Here is a 17,774-nt window from a genome sequence, read left to right as displayed (position 1 = left end):
ATGGGAATTGTCGAAGACGTCGCCGACGAATTGGCCTTGGAAAGCCTGAAAATCATCAATGCCACAGGCGATGATGCCTTTGTGCAGCGCGTCGCCGATACAATTGGCGGCTCTTCACAGACCATGGAAGAGGCCTATCTGACCGCGGTGCGTGTGCGGCGCGCAGAGCAACGGGCCCGCGAGTTACTCAAAACACTCAAGGATGACATGGCGCGCAGCCTGGAACCTCCGAAAGAATGAGCGACCGGCTGGACCGTCAGATTGCGTTTCTGTCAGAGGCAGACAAACTGAAATCGATCCTCAGGGCGTCGCGCCTTCACGACGCCAGCCGCTTTGAAAACTCTGCAGAACATTCCTGGCACGTGATGCTCTATGCCTACGTGCTGGCGGATCAGGCCGACACAAATGTGCAGATCGATCGGGTGATCAAGATGTTGCTGTTGCATGATCTGGTTGAGATCGACGCCGGTGACAACCCCATTCACGGTGATGTCGACGCCGCTGCCATGGCTGCAAAGGAGGCGGCGGCAGCCGACCGTATATTTGGCTTATTGCCCGAAGATCAGGCGCTGTCCTTCCGGGCACTCTGGGACGAATTCGAAGCGGCCGAGACGCCGGATGCGATTTTCGCCAAGTCCATTGACCGCGTCCAGACACCCATCGGCAACCTGTCGAATGGCGGTGGATCATGGACAGACTACAACGTGAGTTTTGATCAACTGGAGACACGTGTCGGAACCCCTGTGAAACGCGGCGCGCCGGGGCTTTGGGAGTGGCTTTTGCCGAAGCTGCGGTTGTTCTTCAAAAGCTGATCTGTGAAAACTGAATACCAAACGGTATGCATTTGTATGCCGACTTTAAAATCTGAATAAACTGCGCTACACCGCGCGCAGACCGACTCGATTTTCTCAACAGGAGTGCTCCGTGACCAAGATCAAGGTGGACAACCCCATCGTCGAACTCGATGGCGACGAAATGACCCGGATCATCTGGGATTTCATCAAGAAAAAGCTGATCCTGCCCTATCTGGATGTGGACCTGAAATACTACGATCTCGGCATCGAATCCCGGGATGAGACCGACGATCAGATTACCATCGATGCCGCCCATGCCATCAAGGAGCACGGCGTTGGTGTCAAATGCGCGACCATCACGCCGGATGAAGCGCGGGTGGAAGAATTTGGCCTCAAGCAGATGTGGCGCTCGCCCAATGGCACGATCCGCAATATTCTGGGCGGTGTCATTTTCCGCCAACCGATCATCTGCAAAAACGTCCCGCGGCTGGTGCCGGGCTGGACAAAGCCTATTGTTGTCGGGCGCCATGCTTACGGCGATCAATACCGTGCCACCGATTTCAAGTTCCCCGGCAAAGGGAAGTTGACCCTGAAATTCGTGGGTGACGACGGCACCGAGATCGAACGCGAGGTCTTTGATGCCCCCGACAGCGGTGTCGTCATGGCCATGTATAACCTAGATAAATCCATCATCGATTTTGCCCGTGCCTCGTTCAATTATGGGCTGACGCTTGGATGGCCCGTATATCTGTCCACCAAGAATACGATCCTGAAACAATATGACGGGCGTTTTCTGGAACTCTTTCAGCAGATTTTTGACGAGGAATTCGCCGAGAAATTCAAAGAGGCCGGAATCTGGTACGAGCATCGGTTGATCGACGACATGGTGGCCTCGGCAATGAAGTGGTCGGGGGGATATGTCTGGGCCTGCAAGAACTACGATGGTGACGTGCAGTCCGATACGGTCGCACAGGGGTTCGGCTCGCTGGGGCTGATGGCCTCCGTTTTGATGACACCTGATGGCAAGGTCGTGGAATCCGAGGCCGCGCACGGCACGGTGACCCGCCACTATCGCCAGCACCAGAAAGGCGAACAGACCTCGACCAATTCGATCGCATCCATCTACGCCTGGACGGGGGGGCTCAAGCACCGCGCAAAGCTTGATGACAATGCGCCCCTGCTGAATTTTGCGGAGACGCTGGAAAAAGTCATCGTGGACACGGTGGAAAGCGGGCATATGACCAAGGATCTGGCCCTGCTTGTTGGTCCGGATCAGAGCTGGTTAACGACAATGGGTTTTCTGGAGAAGGTCGACGAGAACCTGAACAAAGCCTTGGTGGGCTGAGTTTTCGGAATCCAGCGAATTCAAAGGGCTGCAAATTGCGACCCTTTGTTTTCAGGCGGCCTGCGCCGTCACATTTGGCTCAAAGCTGGATATCTCAACCGTGTCCCTTGTGAAACGGCAAAAGCTTCCCGCCGGCACCGCGTGCCACTCGTTGGCATCTTCTTCGTAGGGCTCTGAGACCACCGCCCAACCGCGCCGGGCCTCATGCCATTGATAGTAGAGTGATGGCGCCAGATGATCGGAGGCATAGCGGATCGCGTAAAGCGTTTCGCCATCCGACAGGGCTGCTGTGCAGCGGATCAATGCGCCGTCAAATTCGCTTTGAGCCGCCAGATCCTGCAACATGCCAACAGCCTTTTCGAGCGCCAGCCGCGGGTTTTCTTCGAGACCCAGACCACAGGCGGTCAGGAATATGGCTTCGCTGTCAGTGGCACCCCGGCGATCGGAGTAAAACCTGTCGGCAATCAGCATGTCTGCGGATTTGCGAAATCCTTCGAAACCGCCGACCTGCCCGTTGTGCATGAAGGACCAGCGCCCCTGCACGAAAGGGTGACAGTTGTTCCGGCTCGTGGCCGTTCCGGTGGAGGCGCGGACATGGGCCAGAAACAGCGGCGATTTCACCTGATCAGCCAATGCGGCAAGGTTCGGGTCGGACCAGGCGGGATAGACGTCACGGTAGAGACCGGGTTCCGGGCGCTGATCGTACCAGGCCAGGCCAAAACCATCCGCGTTTATGGCGGTCTTACATTCCGTAGCTGCCTTGGACTGCTTGATCAGCGAGTGCGCCGGTGCTGTCAGAATCTCCGAGAGAAAAATCGGCGCGCCCAGATAGGCGGCCCATCTGCACATCAGTGCCCCCGGTTGTGAATGCGACCATAGAGCCGGGTGATGATCCGGCTGGCGGTTTTTTCAAAAAGACACGGGATGAAAGCGTGCACGAGTGCCGCCCCGGCGGCAGCAAAAAGCGCCAGTGCAAATGTCATCGCAAACCGCATGTGCTGGAAAAAGGTCTCATCAACCGTGGCGGGGTGTTCAAGAAAGATGCGCTGGAACATTTGAATCTCCTGTTTGTTGAGCAGTTTTAGCGCGATACTCATGAGAAGTTATCCCAAACGTTTTAAAGTTTTGTTTGTATAGGGGATATTTTCCTTCTAATTTGGCGAATATGTTGAAAATTGATGAAACAGATCGACGAATCCTCTCCTTTCTGCAACGGGACGCAAGCCAGTCGCTTGACGCATTGAGTGATGCGGTCAACCTGAGCCGCAATGCCTGCTGGCGCCGGATCAAGGCGCTTGAGGCGGCTGGTGTGATCTCCGCGCGCGTGACCTTGCTGGATCCAAACGCACTGGGGCTTGGTTTGATGGTCTTCATGATGATCCGCACCAACGCCCATGCGCCGGACTGGTTGGAGGCTTTCAAGAAAGCGACCCAATCCATGCCGGAGATTCTGGGCGTTTACAGAATGACCGGCGATCTCGACTACTTGATCCGCGCCCGTGTCGCAGATATGGCCGATTACGACAGGCTCTATCAGGCGCTGATCCGGCGCGTTCCTCTGTCGGATGTTTCGGCCAGTTTCGTGATGGAGCAGATCAAAGACACGCATCAATTGCCGCTCTGAGCGAAAGGCCCCCCAATGCCGTTGCATTACATCTACCTCGTCCTCGCCATTGCGGCGGAAACCATCGGCACAACCGCCCTGCAAGCCAGCCAGCAGTTCAGCAAATTCTGGCCATCGGTCCTCGTGGTCGTGGCCTATGCTATTTCGTTCTACCTTCTGGCACTCGCACTGAAATTCATGCCTGTCGGCATCGTCTACGCGATCTGGTCCGGGCTTGGCATTGTTTTGATCGCAATCATCGGGTTCGTTGTTTTCGGTCAACGGTTGGACCTGCCTGCAACCCTGGGGCTTTCATTGATCATCGTCGGGATCCTCATCATTCACCTCTTTTCCAAAACGGCGACGCATTAAGCCGCAGCGGCTTGTCCGATTTCCCCTAGCTTTCCGACAGGAGGCGCGGTATGCGCCCCCCAACACATGCGCCTTCAGGCGCGCGATCTCCCAATAAAGGCTCTCGTCATGGACCTGCGTAACATCGCAATCATTGCTCACGTCGATCACGGTAAAACGACGCTCGTGGATGAATTGCTCAAACAATCCGGCACCTTTCGTGAAAATCAGGCCACCGCTGAACGCGCCATGGACAGCAATGATCTGGAGCGGGAGCGCGGCATCACCATTCTGGCCAAGGCGACATCGGTCGAATGGAAAGGCACGCGCATCAACATTGTCGACACGCCCGGCCACGCGGATTTCGGCGGCGAAGTAGAGCGGATTCTCTCCATGGTCGATGGCGTCGTTCTTCTGGTGGACGCCGCAGAAGGCCCGATGCCGCAAACCAAATTCGTGACATCAAAAGCGCTGGCGCTTGGCCTGCGTCCGATCGTGGTGCTCAACAAGGTCGACAAACCCGACGCAGAACCGGATCGCGCGTTGGACGAGTGCTTTGATCTTTTCGCCAATCTCGGGGCGGATGATGATCAGCTTGATTTCCCGGCGATGTATGCGTCCGGGCGCAGCGGTTGGGCAGATATGGAACTGGACGGCCCGCGCGCTGATCTCTCCGCCCTCTTTGACCTTATTGTAGACCACGTACCCAGCCCGGCGCAGATTGCGCAACGGGATGAGCCTTTTCGCATGCTGGCCACGACGCTTGGGGCCGATCCGTTCATCGGTCGTATCCTCACCGGTCGCGTCGAATCCGGCACCTTGAAGGCAGGTGAGACCGTCAAGGCCCTGTCGCGCGACGGCGGGCTGATAGAAAATTTCCGTGTCACCAAAATTCTGGCCTTCCGCGGACTGACGCAGCAACCGATTGATCTGGCTGAAGCGGGCGATATCGTCAGCCTTGCGGGCATGTCCAAGGCCACCGTGGCCGACAGCATCGTCGCATCATCAGTCACTGAGGCGCTGCCCGCCCAACCCATCGATCCGCCCACCATCACTGTGACCTTTGGCATTAATGACAGCCCGTTGGCCGGGCGCGATGGCAAGAAGGTGCAATCGCGTGTGATCCGCGAAAGGCTGATGAAGGAAGCGGAATCCAATGTTGCAATCAAGATCAGCGACACCCCCGGCGGCGAGGCGTTCGAAGTCGCGGGTCGTGGCGAATTGCAAATGGGCGTTCTGATCGAAAACATGCGCCGGGAAGGGTTTGAACTGAGCATTTCGCGCCCACAGGTCCTGTTTCAGGAGATCGATGGCGTACGGCATGAACCCATCGAAGAAGCGACAATCGACGTCGATGATGAATATTCTGGGGCGGTCATTGAAAAAATCACCGGGACGCGACGCGGCGAGTTGGTAGAAATGAAGCCAGCTGGTGCTGGCAAAACGCGGATTGTAGCCCACGTTCCTTCACGTGGTCTCATTGGCTATCACGGCGAATTCCTGACCGATACCCGTGGCACGGGTGTTCTGAACAGGGTGTTTCATACCTGGGCGCCGCACAAAGGGCCGATCCCCGGACGACGCGCAGGTGTGCTGATTTCCATGGAGAATGGGACATCTGTGGCCTATGCGCTCTGGAACCTCGAAGAGCGCGGTAGAATGATGATCGGCGCGCAGGCGAATGTCTACACTGGCATGATCATCGGGGAGCACAGCCGCGAAAACGATCTCGAAGTGAACCCACTCAAGGGCAAGAAACTGACCAATGTGCGCGCCTCCGGGACGGATGAAGCCGTGCGTCTGACCACGCCGATGAACCTCTCGTTGGAGGAGGCGATTGCCTATATCGACGATGATGAACTGGTCGAAGTGACGCCAAACGCCATTCGTCTGCGCAAGCGCTACCTTGACCCGCATGAACGCAAACGGATGGCCAGAGCCAGCTAAGACGCAAGGTGATCGTCCGCCCTCTTAGAGCGGTCGAACCTTCATTCGTTGGTTTCGATAATCATCAATTCACGTTCGCTGGCATTGCGCGCGTGGCTCAGTGCCTCTTGATAAACATCTGAACGATAACATTTTTCAGCTGTTTCTACGTCGGGGAAACGCGCGACGACATTGCGAGGGCGCGCGCGCCCTTCGAGTTGAACAAACCGTCCACCGCGTGCGATAAAAGTCCCGCCATGCGCTGCAATCGCCTCCGTGGCAAGGGCTGCGTATTTGCTGTAGGCGTCGTCATCTGTCACCGTGACATGTGCGATCCAAAGGGCTCCCATGGTCCTACCCTTTCAAAACTTTTTCTGCTGCGGCAATGGCGGCTTTGGCGTTCTGAGCATCTTTTGCGCCGCCTTGCGCCATATCGGGTCGTCCGCCGCCGCCCTTGCCGCCCAATTCCGCCACTGCGGCCTTGACGATATCAACTGCTGAGGCGCGTTCGGTCAAATCCGTGGTCACACCAGCAGCGACGGCCGCTTTCCCATCGGAATCAGCGATCAACAGCACAGCGCCGCTGCCCAGTTTTTCCTTGAACTGATCCACAAGCGCCGGCAGGTCCTTGCCCGTCACGCCCGTCAGAACCTGCGCAATGAAAGCGATCCCGCCGACGTCCTGTGCTGCGGGTGCATCTGTGCCACCGCCACCCGCCATTGCCAGTTCGCGGCGCAATTGAGCGACCTCATTGCTCAGGTTTCGGCGCTCTTCCATCAGACTGCGGACCCTTTCGGGCACGTCCGCCGCCTGCGCTTTGAGATCCAGTGCGACCTCGGCCAGTCGATGATCCTGCGCGCGTAAATATGACAGGGCCGCGGCCCCGGTCAGTGCTTCGATCCGGCGTACGCCTGCACTGCTGGCGCTGTCGCCCAGGGTCACAAATGCGCCGATATCACCGGTCTGGCGCACATGGGTGCCGCCGCAAAGCTCCAGCGAATAGGTGTTGCCATCAGACCCTTTGCCGGAACCCTCCTTGCGCCCCATGGAAACGACGCGCACCTCATCGCCATATTTTTCACCAAAGAGCGCCTGAGCGCCCAAGGCGCGCGCGTCATCGGGCGTCATGATCCGGGTCTCAACGGCAGCATTCTGGCGAATATAGCTGTTTACATCCGCTTCCACTTTGGCCAGTTCGTCGAAGCTCAAGGCCTGTGTATGGCTGAAATCAAACCGCAACCGGTCTTCCGCATTGAGCGATCCGCGCTGTGCTACGTGATCGCCCAGAGCTTCGCGCAAGGCTTCGTGCAGCAGGTGCGTGGCCGAATGGTTCGCGCGGATGGCGGTACGTCTGGAATGATCAACGTCGAGAACGGCGGCGTCACCGGTGGTGATTGACCCTTCGGTGACCATCGCGATATGAATGAAAACACCGGCCGATTTTCGCGTGTCAGAAATCTCGGCCACGCCACTGGTTGTGCGAATGACACCTGTATCCCCAACCTGACCACCGCTCTCGGCGTAAAAAGGCGTCTGGTTCAGCGCGATCTGCACGTTTTGACCGGGGTCTGCACTGGCGATTTCCGCGCCGTCCTGCACTAGCGCCACAATCTGACCTTCCGCCACTTCGGTGTCGTAGCCAAGGAAATCGGTCGTGCCGTGTTTATCTGCCACATCAAACCAGATCGTCGCATCCGCGGCTTCGCCGGAGCCCGACCACGCGGCACGTGCCTTGGCTTTCTGCTCTGCCATGGCCGCGTCGAAACCGTCGGTGTCGACCGACCGCCCCTTCTCGCGCAGCGCATCCTGTGTGAGATCAAGCGGGAACCCGTAGGTATCATAGAGCTTGAAGGCGGCATCACCCGGCAAATCTGCTTCCTCGGGCAGACGCGCCAATTCTTCGTCGAGCAATTTCAAACCGCGATCCAGCGTCTGACGGAACCGGGTTTCTTCCTGCAACAACGTCTGTTCGATCATGGATTGCGCCTGACCAAGTTCGGGATAGGCCGCGCCCATTTTCTGAACCAGCGCCGGCACCAGGCGATGCATCAACGGGTCTTTTGCACCCAAAAGATGCGCATGGCGCATGGCCCGCCGCATGATGCGCCGCAGCACATAGCCGCGCCCGTCATTCGATGGCATGACCCCATCGGCCATCAGGAAGGACGTGGATCGCAAGTGATCGGCGATCACGCGGTGATGCACGTTCTGATCGCCGTAGGGATCGACGCCGGTAGCATGGGCCGAGGCTTCGATCAGCGATTTGAAGAGATCCGTGTCATAGTTGTCATGGCTTCCCTGCAGAAGCGCACCAATGCGTTCCAATCCCATGCCAGTGTCAATCGACTGCATTTCCAGATCGATCATCGAGCCATCTTCGAACTGCTCGTTTTGCATGAAAACGATGTTCCAGATTTCGATAAAACGGTCGCCGTCTTCTTCCGGACTGCCCGGAGGACCGCCCCAGATGTGATCGCCGTGATCGTAGAAGATTTCGGTGCACGGACCGCAGGGGCCGGTGGGGCCCATCTGCCAGAAATTGTCGGACGTGGCGATGCGGATGATCCGCTCTTCCGGCACACCGACTTTTTTCCATATCTCAAACGCTTCGTCATCCGTGTGATAGACAGTGACATAGAGCCGTTCTTTGGGGATGCCGAATTCGCCGGTGATCAGGTTCCAGGCAAACGGGATGGCATCATCCTTGAAATAATCGCCGAAGCTGAAATTCCCCAGCATTTCAAAGAAAGTATGGTGGCGCGCGGTATAGCCAACGTTGTCCAGATCGTTGTGTTTGCCACCCGCCCGCACGCATTTTTGCGCCGTCGTGGCGCGCTTGTAGTCGCGGGTTTCGACACCTGTGAAGAGGTTTTTGAACTGCACCATGCCGGAGTTCACGAACATCAAGGTCGGATCGTTGCGCGGCACCAGCGGGCTCGATGGCACAACCGCATGGCCCTGCGTGTCAAAATAGGACAGGAAGGTGGAGCGGATATCGTTCAGGGTTTGCATAAACCGGGGCCTTTGAGCGTGGAATTGTGGTCTTGATCAAATAGCCGCCCCGTTCCCGGCTGTCCACGTCTCAAAGACGTTAAAAAGCAAAGAGGGCGCAGCCCTTTCGGTGCGCCCTGCTTTTGAAGACTATGTAACGCGTGTTACGCTTCGAGAATGTCGTCATCTTCCTTGCGTTCATGTGCTGGCATATCGAAGTCCAGACCATGGGCTGCGCGTATCTTGTCTTCGATCTCCAACGCCATCTGCACATTTTCGCGCAGGAAGCCTTTGGCATTCTCGCGGCCCTGCCCGATGCGCTCGTCACCATAGCTGAACCAGGACCCGGATTTATCGACGACGCCAGCGGCAACACCGAGATCGAGCAATTCGCCCATCTTGGAGATGCCTTCGCCATACATGATATCAAATTCGACCTGCTTGAAGGGGGCCGCGACTTTGTTTTTGACAACCTTCACGCGGGTGTGGTTGCCCACCACCTCATCGCGGTCTTTCAGCGCACCAATGCGGCGAATGTCCAGACGCACAGAGGAGTAGAACTTGAGCGCATTGCCACCGGTGGTGGTTTCCGGTGAGCCAAACATGACGCCGATTTTCATGCGGATCTGGTTGATGAAGATCACCATGCAGTTCGAACGGCTTATGGAGCCTGTCAGCTTGCGCATTGCCTGGCTCATCAGGCGGGCCTGAACTCCGACGGAGCTGTCGCCCATATCGCCTTCAAGTTCGGATTTGGGTGTAAGGGCAGCCACCGAATCGACAATCACCATGTTCACCGCACCGGATCGGACCAGCGTATCGGTAATCTCCAGCGCTTGCTCACCGGTATCGGGTTGGCTGATCAGAAGCTCGTCAAGATCGACGCCGAGTTTCTTGGCATAGGTCGGGTCAAGCGCATGCTCGGCATCCACAAAGGCACAAACACCACCGGCCTTCTGCTGCTCCGCAACACAGTGCAGCGTCAGAGTGGTTTTGCCCGAACTTTCAGGCCCGTAGATTTCCACGATCCGCCCCATGGGCAACCCGCCGATCCCAAGCGCAATATCCAACCCCAGAGAACCGGTGGAACTGGCCTTGATATCCTGAACAGCCCCTTCCTGCCCCAACTTCATGATGGAACCTTTACCAAACTGACGTTCAATCTGAGCCAGCGCGGAATCCAGCGCTTTCTGTTTGTCTGCGGTTTTTTTGCTGTTCATGCTCAATAAATCTGCCGTTGCCATTCTATTTCCCCTTAGTGTCATACTTCACGAAACTCGGCAATGCGCGCCGGTGTCGGATCCTGTAATGTTCTCATTACGTTCCTTATGAGACCAAAAGGAGAACATTTCAATCAAAATTTCACTAATTCATTTCTTTCCGAAACTCGTTAAAGAGTAGTTTAAATACATCAACTTGTTTTCGGGAGCGGTTCAGGTGCTCGTCTTTTACAAACCGCGTCTGGTATTTCTGTCCGTTCCGAAAACCGGCACGACCGCCTATGAAAAAGCTTATTCGGGGATCGCAGATCATGTCATCAGCAACCCACCCGCGCTCAAACACGCACCTCTCTATCGCTACAATCGCTTCATTCGACCAATGTATGAAAAAGTTTGCGGCACCGAACTCCAGGTCATGGCCGTCGTGCGCGAACCGATCAGCTGGCTGGGAAGCTGGTATCGCTATCGTCAGCGGCCTTCGATGCTTGGCGACCCAAAAGCCACATTCGATGTGAGTTTTGACGAATTCGTGGTGGCGTACAGCAAAGGCAAACCGCCGCCCTTTGCAGATGTGGGCAGCCAGGCCCGTTTTCTGGCACCACAAGCGAATGGCACCCTCGTGACATATCTTTTTGCTTATGAAAACCAAGCTCTCATACAGGCGTTCCTGAAAGATCGCGTCGGTGTTTTGCCGGATATCGGACGCGAAAATATCTCCCCGGAGATGGCATTGTCGTTATCCAAGGAGGTTGAAGACAGGCTCAGACGCAAGTGCGCCGCGGAATTTGAACTCTATGACAGCGTTCGCCCAGAGGGGTTGTCAGTGTAGTTGCTGATGCACTGTGTCCGTCAGATCATTGAGGGAAAATGGTTTGGGCAGAAAGACCGAATTGGGAATCTTGATCTGTGTTTCGCCGAAGCTGTCCTCGGCATAACCCGAGACAAACACCACCCGCACGCCGGGCCGTTCTTTCAGCGCTTCGCGCACCCAACTTGGCCCATCCATACCGGGCATCACCACATCCGTCACAAAGACATCGACATTCAGCGAAGCGTCTTCAAGGGTTTTGAGGGCGGCTTCAGCGGAATCTGCCTCCAGTACTGTATATCCCCGCAAGCGCAATGCGCGGCTGGCGAAGGCGCGCACGGGCGCTTCGTCCTCCACCAACAGGATCACGCCGTCGCCATGTTTTCCGGTAGGTTTTGCAGCAATCTGTCGCTCGGCCGGGGCTGCGGTTTCCGGGTGTTCAAGAACCGGGAAGTAGAGCGTGAAACAAGTGCCCGTCCCGACCGTGCTGTCGACGAAGATATAGCCGCCAGTCTGCTTGATAATGCCATAGGCCGTGGAAAGACCAAGCCCGGTTCCCTCGCCGGTCCTCTTGGTGGTGAAGAACGGCTCAAACACCTTTTGCAGCTTGTCCGATGGAATTCCCACACCGTCGTCGGAAACCTGCACGGTAACGTATCGACCTGGCGGAACGCTCACACGATCCCGTTCGAGAGGCTTTTCCAGATCGGTGCATTCCGTCACGATTCTGATCTGCCCGCCTTGGGGCATTGCATCTCTGGCATTGACCACAAGGTTCATCAGGACCTGCTCAAGCTGACGTTTATCGGCGCGGATCGGATCCAGAACCGGGTCGTGGCTGAGTGTCAGCGTGATCTTTTCGCCCACGAGACGATTTAGAAGATGCGTGAGGTCCGAAAGTGTGTCCCGCATGTCGAGCGTTTCGGGACGCAGTGTTTGTTTGCGCGAGAATGCGAGGAGTTGCCCAACCAGAGCAGCGGCACGGTTGGCGTTCTGGTTGATCTGAACCAGATCGCTGAAATCAGGATCTCCCTGGTCATGTCGCAGCAACAGCAAGTCGCAATGGCCGGAGATCGCCGTGAGCAGATTATTGAAATCATGCGCCACACCGCCTGCGAGCTGCCCGATCGCCTGCATCTTCTGACTTTGCACGAACTGGGCTTCCAGCGACTTCAGCTCGGTGGCATCGTTGAGCACCGCGATCAGCGCAGGTTTGCCCTCTTCGGTCACACGATTGAGGGTTACCTGAACGAAGACTTCCTTGTCAGTGCGCTTCAGCCTCAGGAACTCCGAATTCTGCGCAGTCCGTCCGGCAAGCGTTTCGGTCAGCCAATCGGTTATGGAGCGGCCCAGACCCTCCATCAGGTCGGAAAGCTGCACTTCGTCCTTGAGTGCTACCCCAATAAGTCCAGCCGCCTGACGGTTATAAGACTGCACCCGTCCATCAGGGCAAACTTTGAGGAGCGGGACCGGCAAGTCCTGAAAGACATTCCAACCGTCCTTGACCATCGGCTCGGACCCGGGCGGCAACAAATAGAGCGCGCGTCTGCCAGCGCCGGCATCAACTTCACTCACCAGCGCGCGGGTCGGCCCCTCGACGCCGGCGATGTCGCATACCGTGCCCGGCACGACAGGGAGGTGCTTGAACAGGCGGTCCAATGTCTTGATCCGGCCACCGGCCAATTTCCGGGCAGCTTCGTTCATGTAAAGGACGGCATCTGTCCGCCCGATCAGGATCATCGGCAACGTCGGCCCCTCGGCCTGTTGCGCCGCAAGCGGCACATCATCCAGCCGCCACAGGAATTTTTCCGAACCGGCCTGATGGACGACAAGGCGAATATGACCCTTCCGGGTCACCAAATCTTCTCGTGCTGATCCTTCGAGTTCTGCGCGGGTCTGCAGGCGAAAGACGATCCCGCTGGGGTTTGCCAGGGTGTTTTTCAGAGTGCCGCTGATCGTATCTTCGATATCTTTTGTAAATCGTTTTCGGGCGGCGACATTCGCAGAGAGAATTTCGCCCTCCTGATCTGTCAGAAAACTTGGGGAGGAATCGTTTCCAATGAAATCCGCAAGCAATGAAACAGTCGCGGAATTGCTCTTTTTATAACGCTGCGCAAGCGACATCAGGATGCAGCTCAAGACAAGAAGCGACAAACATGCCGAAAAAAGCACCTTGCGCGCCAGGATATCCGGCGACGCCAATGCCAGCACACCCAACAGAACGGCCATCAAAACGAGTGTGCCCAGACGCTTCTGTGCATCTATTGCAAAACGGGTCAATTTGGATGGAGACAACGCGTGGCGCGACAAAATCTAGCTCCCAGAAGTTTCGAATCGCTTCAGCATTAACACGCCTGATGAGTTAATCTTGGCTTAACCACGTCAGGCAATGCCCGTTCAAGTTGAGTATGCCGAGCATTAAACTCGCGTCAAGTGTACTCTATGGCACCCGTCATCGCCAATGTTACCGCAAACCTGTGTTGCAACTTACAAATCTGACTGGCAGCCGCTCAAAAAAGCCCGCGATGTGGTGTTCGTTTTCCGATTTGAAAAGCCAACAAGTTGCGCAAACCAACCATTAGATGAGGCCAGCCGCTTCGGCTGCAATACGTGGACGCGTAAAACGTTCTACTGCTTAAAATCAAAGGTCAAATGCCACGACGCTGAAAACTATACGATCCATTGGCCCATTCTATAGCCGGGAACCACAATCTGCTTCGCTTGAAAACATGTAATTGCCCGTCAGAAAGTGTCGGTGAATGATCGGTTTGCCATCGGCCTTCAATCTCTGCGCAAGACAGCACAGTAAAATCCATCACCACCCGACAGAGGCGTAAAATGTCGCTCGACCGTAACCGAAAATGTGGTGCTACGGCTCAGGAACTCTTTTATTTGAAATGCGTTCTCGCACTCCAGCAACGAGCATGTCGCATACACAAGATGACCCTGTGGCTGGACTAGTTTGGCCGCCTGATCAAGGATTTCCTTTTGCAGGTCCACAACGTGACCGAGCTTCTCGGGTGTCAGCAACCATTTCCCTTGGGGGTCGCGACGCCACGAACCGCTGCCCGAGCAGGGGGCGTCGACCAGAACCGTATCGAATTGCGGTCCCTGTTGCGCATCCTTGAGCGAAACTTGTTTGACGGACACGCCGGCCCGGGAAGCCCTGACGGGCAGGTCTTTCATTCTGCGCGGGTCGACATCATGGGCGAGAAAATCTCCCGCAATGCGTCCGGCCACCGCCAGCACCTTGCCACCCGCGCCTGCACAAAAATCGAGTAATCTCTCGCCCTGCTTGAGCGGGACCAGGTCGGCGACCGCCTGCGAGGACGCGTCCTGCAATTCGACTTCTCCGTTCAGGTAGGGCTTTGAGTTTCGAATTTTTCGCGATCCTTCCAAGACCTCTACGGCCGATAAAGACAACGCATGGGGCTCGCCGACTATTCCCTCTTGGGCAAGTGAGGCGATTGCCTTCTCGCGGCTCAATTTTGCAAGGTTTACCCGAAGGTGGACAGGCGCCCGGTTTCGCATGGCCTGCGCAATCGCCTGCGCTTGCTCCCCATGAGAACGCGCCAGATCGGGCCAAAGCCAGTCGGGAAAGTCGGCACCTTCGCCGTCATGGGCTTCAACGGACCCTGCCGAGGCGCGCTCAACGTCCGTCAACTCTGGTGGTGCGTACCGATCCACGCCGAAGACGGTTTCAGGATCTTGGCCATTTGCACGCACGTAGCCGAGCAAGAGTGCCTGTCCCGTCTCGCCTGCACCAAGTGCGGCAAGGCTTTGTTTTCTCCGCAGTACCTCAAAGACAATGTCTCCAATCGCAGCCCGGTCCTTTGAACCGGCGTAACGGTTCTTGCGTCCCCAGTCTGCCAAGGCACGGTCCGCCAGTTCGCCCGCCTGAATACGATCCATCAAGTGAATTGCCGCGCTTATGCGGGCCGCCGGTGTCATAACGCTTGTGCCGCCATCATCCGTTTCGTGTCATAGAGCCGCCATCAACGACGTTGCTTTTTCGACGCATCAATTCAAGCCCTGCTCTGAGCTTTACCAATTTTCTGCAAAGCTTTTCCCGCTCAGTCAGCAATACCCACATCCGATTTCAAGGCCGGATATTCGCAAAATGCGGGCTGCGCCCCGCGAATTCGCTATCACCCCGCCCGATAATTCGGGCTCTCGCGGGTAATCTGCACATCATGCACGTGGCTTTCCTTGAGACCCGCCCCGGTGATTTTCACGAAATTACAGTTCGTGCGCATCTCCTCCACGGTCGCACAGCCGGTATAGCCCATCGCGGCACGCAAGCCACCGACCAGTTGATGCAGGACCGCGCCCGCACTTCCCTTGTAGGCAACCTGCCCCTCAATCCCTTCGGGCACCAGCTTGTCGGAGGCGGCATCTTTCTGGAAATAGCGATCCGCTGACCCGCTGGCCATGGCCCCAAGACTGCCCATGCCGCGATAGCTTTTGAAACTGCGGCCCTGATAGAGAATGACTTCTCCGGGGCTTTCGTCCGTGCCTGCGATCATGCTGCCCACCATGGCACAAGAGGCCCCTGCGGCAATGGCCTTGGCAAAATCACCGGAAAACTTGATACCCCCATCCGCGATGACCGGCGTTTCCCCCGCGGCGGCTGCGCAATCCATGATCGCGGTCAGCTGCGGCACCCCGACACCTGCAACCATGCGCGTGGTGCAAATCGAGCCCGGCCCGATCCCGACCTTGACCGCATCTGCACCTGCGTCGATCAGGGCGCGGGTCGCTTCACCGGTGGCGACATTACCTGCCACGATCTGCACCTCATTGCTCAGGCTTTTGGCGCGGCGCACGGCGGCGGCCACCCCTTCGGAATGACCATGTGCCGTGTCGATCACGATCATGTCGGCCCCTGCGTCCACCAGAGCCTCGGAGCGCTCGAAACCCGCATCCCCGACGGTTGTGGCCGCAGCCACCCGCAAACGGCCCAACGCATCCTTGCACGCCGTCGGATTGAGCACCGCCTGTTCGGTGTCTTTCAGCGTCAGCAAACCGGTGAGCTTGCCATCCTTGTCGGTGATCAGCAGCTTTTCGATGCGGCGCGCCTTCATCAGGCTGATGGCTTCTTCACGGTCGGCGGGTTCGTGCAGAATGGCAAGGTTGTCTGAGCTCATCATCACCGAAACCGGCGTCTTGTCGTCGCTGGCAAAGCGCATGTCGCGGTTGGTGACAATCCCCACAACCCGGCCCTGATCATCCACAACCGGGAAACCTGTGACCCTGTAGCGATCTTGCAGGGCCTTTGCATCGGCCAAGGTCTGGTTCGCGCGCAGGGTGATCGGGTTGTAGACGATGCCGCTCTCAAAACGTTTCACGCGGCGGATTTCGCGCGCCTGTTCATCAATGCTAAGGTTTCGGTGTACGACGCCGATACCACCCGCTTGCGCCATGGCAATGGCCATCCGCCCTTCGGTCACCGTATCCATCGCCGAACTGAGCAGCGGAATGTTCATGGAAATGGCGCGCGTGACACGCGTTCTGGTATCCGCTGTGGAAGGCAGCACCGAAGACGCCCCCGGCACAAGCAACACATCATCAAAGGTCAGGGCCTCACGAATCTCCATAGCAACCTCGCTTTCGGAGTGTCTCATTTGGCAGTTTCCTATTTCATGGCCCACCCAAAATGGAAAGGGGCAAAATGGGCGCATAGCCCTCCCGATCACCGTTGCCAAAGCCGTCGGCTGGCGTAATGCTGCCGCGACACGATTTTGCGGAGAGACCAATGAGCGGACACGGGTATGAGGCTGGCAGGCTTGATCTGCCTTTTGTAGGAATTTCGACCTTTGGCAAGAGACCCTATGAGCCGGACTGGACCGCCATCAAGGCGGATGTCGCTGTCCTGGGGGCGCCCTTCGATGCGGGCACCCAATGGCGGGCCGGGGCGCGGTTTGGACCCCGCGGTGTGCGCGAAGCCTCGACACTTTTCAGCTTCGGACATGCAGGCGCTTATGATCACGAAGATGACGCAACCTACCTGCCCGAAACCGTGCGCATCGTGGATATCGGTGATGCGGACATCGTCCATACCGACACGGAAAAAAGCCATGCCAATATCGAAAGCGGCGTGCGCGCGATCCTGTCCGCGGGGGCCCTTCCGGTTGTCATTGGCGGCGATCATTCAATCAACATTCCCTGCATTTGCGCCTTTTCGGGGCCGGAGTATCAGGGGCGCGATATTCACGTTCTGCAAATCGACGCACATCTGGATTTCGTCGATGAACGCCACGGCGTGCGCCACGGGCACGGCAACCCGATGCGCCGTGCCGCCGAACAGAGCTATGTGTCCGGTCTGACGCAAGTAGGCATCCGCAATGTCAGTTCAACCGCGCGCGAAGGCTACGCCGATGCCCGCAAGATGGGCTCGCAGATCATCTCCGTCCGTCAGGCGCGCAACATGGGTATTGAGGGGCTGTTGCGCACCCTGCCCGAGGACGCGGATATTTACATCACCATCGACATTGATGCGTTTTGTCCGTCGATCGCACCTGGCACCGGCACGCCCAGCCACGGCGGGTTTCTCTACTACGAAGTGCTGGAACTGCTTCAGGGGGTCGCCAATGCTCATAAGATCGTGGGTATCGATCTGGTCGAGGTGGCACCCGACTATGATCCGACTGGCTCCACATCCATTCTGGCCGCACAAATTCTGCTGAACACACTTGGGTTCATTTTCCATGCCGGATATCGCGGATAGCACGCCATC

Annotated in this window: 16 protein-coding genes; 8 read left to right on the top strand and 8 right to left on the bottom strand. The window is 57.1% G+C overall.

Translation table 11 applies throughout. From position 1 onward, the window contains the following. The 3 genes from Q0802_RS12015 (at position 1) to Q0802_RS12005 (ending at position 2,139) form a co-directional block, all read left to right on the top strand. Positions 1-240 (top strand): hypothetical protein, encoded by a 240-nt coding sequence (locus tag Q0802_RS12015; RefSeq protein WP_298918302.1) that lies wholly within the window; start codon positions 1-3, stop codon positions 238-240. Next, positions 237-812, top strand: coding sequence for an HD family hydrolase (locus Q0802_RS12010; protein ID WP_298918299.1), 576 nt, complete (start codon positions 237-239; stop codon positions 810-812). The genes Q0802_RS12015 and Q0802_RS12010 overlap by 4 nt, the downstream gene beginning before the upstream one ends. A gap of 112 nt (positions 813-924) precedes the next feature. After that, positions 925-2,139 carry an NADP-dependent isocitrate dehydrogenase gene (locus tag Q0802_RS12005; RefSeq protein WP_298918297.1) on the top strand — a complete coding sequence of 405 codons (1,215 nt, stop codon included), beginning with the start codon at positions 925-927 and terminating at the stop codon, positions 2,137-2,139. Positions 2,140-2,190: 51 nt separating this feature from the next. Here Q0802_RS12005 and Q0802_RS12000 read toward each other — a convergent pair whose 3' ends face one another. Both Q0802_RS12000 and Q0802_RS11995 read right to left on the bottom strand, forming a co-directional pair. Next, entirely contained in the window at positions 2,191-2,988 is a 798-nt protein-coding gene (locus Q0802_RS12000) for a class II glutamine amidotransferase (protein WP_298918295.1), read from the bottom strand. Then, positions 2,988-3,194 carry a DUF6356 family protein gene (locus Q0802_RS11995; RefSeq protein WP_298918293.1) on the bottom strand — a complete coding sequence of 69 codons (207 nt, stop codon included), beginning with the start codon at positions 3,192-3,194 and terminating at the stop codon, positions 2,988-2,990. The genes Q0802_RS12000 and Q0802_RS11995 overlap by 1 nt, the downstream gene beginning before the upstream one ends. A 110-nt stretch (positions 3,195-3,304) precedes the next feature. On the opposite strand from Q0802_RS11995, the gene Q0802_RS11990 reads away from it, so the two are divergent. From Q0802_RS11990 to typA, 3 genes are all read left to right on the top strand, one after another. Beyond that, on the top strand, positions 3,305-3,763 hold the full coding sequence (locus Q0802_RS11990) for an Lrp/AsnC family transcriptional regulator (protein WP_298918291.1): 459 nt from the start codon (positions 3,305-3,307) through the stop codon (positions 3,761-3,763). Between the two features lie 15 nt (positions 3,764-3,778). Then, entirely contained in the window at positions 3,779-4,114 is a 336-nt protein-coding gene (locus Q0802_RS11985; RefSeq protein ID WP_298918289.1) for an SMR family transporter, read from the top strand. 108 nt (positions 4,115-4,222) lie between these two features. After that, positions 4,223-6,040: a translational GTPase TypA gene (gene typA / locus Q0802_RS11980; RefSeq protein WP_298918287.1), complete on the top strand. Its 1,818-nt coding sequence runs from the start codon at positions 4,223-4,225 to the stop codon at positions 6,038-6,040. Positions 6,041-6,081: 41 nt separating this feature from the next. Here the strand turns inward: typA and Q0802_RS11975 are convergent, their stop codons facing one another. The 3 genes from Q0802_RS11975 to recA all read right to left on the bottom strand — a co-directional run bounded on the left by Q0802_RS11975 (position 6,082) and on the right by recA (position 10,254). Next, on the bottom strand, positions 6,082-6,369 hold the full coding sequence (locus tag Q0802_RS11975; protein WP_298918285.1) for a DUF1330 domain-containing protein: 288 nt from the start codon (positions 6,367-6,369) through the stop codon (positions 6,082-6,084). A gap of 4 nt (positions 6,370-6,373) precedes the next feature. Beyond that, a complete protein-coding gene (alaS, locus tag Q0802_RS11970; protein ID WP_298918283.1) occupies positions 6,374-9,031 on the bottom strand; it encodes an alanine--tRNA ligase in 2,658 nt (885 codons plus the stop codon). A gap of 143 nt (positions 9,032-9,174) precedes the next feature. Continuing rightward, positions 9,175-10,254, bottom strand: coding sequence for a recombinase RecA (gene recA, locus Q0802_RS11965; RefSeq protein ID WP_298918281.1), 1,080 nt, complete (start codon positions 10,252-10,254; stop codon positions 9,175-9,177). Between the two features lie 193 nt (positions 10,255-10,447). Between recA and Q0802_RS11960 the strand changes: the two genes are divergently transcribed. Beyond that, positions 10,448-11,059, top strand: a complete 612-nt coding sequence (locus Q0802_RS11960; protein WP_298918279.1) for a gamma-glutamyl kinase — start codon at positions 10,448-10,450, stop codon at positions 11,057-11,059. Here the strand turns inward: Q0802_RS11960 and Q0802_RS11955 are convergent. The 3 genes from Q0802_RS11955 to guaB all read right to left on the bottom strand — a co-directional run bounded on the left by Q0802_RS11955 (position 11,051) and on the right by guaB (position 16,635). Further along, a complete protein-coding gene (locus tag Q0802_RS11955; protein WP_298918476.1) occupies positions 11,051-13,267 on the bottom strand; it encodes a PAS domain-containing hybrid sensor histidine kinase/response regulator in 2,217 nt (738 codons plus the stop codon). The genes Q0802_RS11960 and Q0802_RS11955 overlap by 9 nt on opposite strands. A gap of 552 nt (positions 13,268-13,819) precedes the next feature. Then, a complete protein-coding gene (locus tag Q0802_RS11950; RefSeq protein ID WP_298918277.1) occupies positions 13,820-14,989 on the bottom strand; it encodes an RsmB/NOP family class I SAM-dependent RNA methyltransferase in 1,170 nt (389 codons plus the stop codon). Between the two features lie 197 nt (positions 14,990-15,186). Continuing rightward, entirely contained in the window at positions 15,187-16,635 is a 1,449-nt protein-coding gene (gene guaB, locus Q0802_RS11945) for an IMP dehydrogenase (RefSeq protein ID WP_298918473.1), read from the bottom strand. Between the two features lie 158 nt (positions 16,636-16,793). On the opposite strand from guaB, the gene speB reads away from it, so the two are divergent. Beyond that, complete coding sequence (gene speB, locus Q0802_RS11940) at positions 16,794-17,765, top strand: agmatinase (protein ID WP_298918275.1); 972 nt, start codon at positions 16,794-16,796, stop codon at positions 17,763-17,765. Positions 17,766-17,774 lie beyond the last annotated feature (9 nt).

Origin of the sequence: uncultured Roseobacter sp. (assembly GCF_947495275.1) — a bacterium.
In the GTDB taxonomy this organism is placed as follows: Bacteria; Pseudomonadota; Alphaproteobacteria; order Rhodobacterales; family Rhodobacteraceae; genus Roseobacter.
This window is presented reverse-complemented; position numbering and strand designations above follow the sequence as displayed.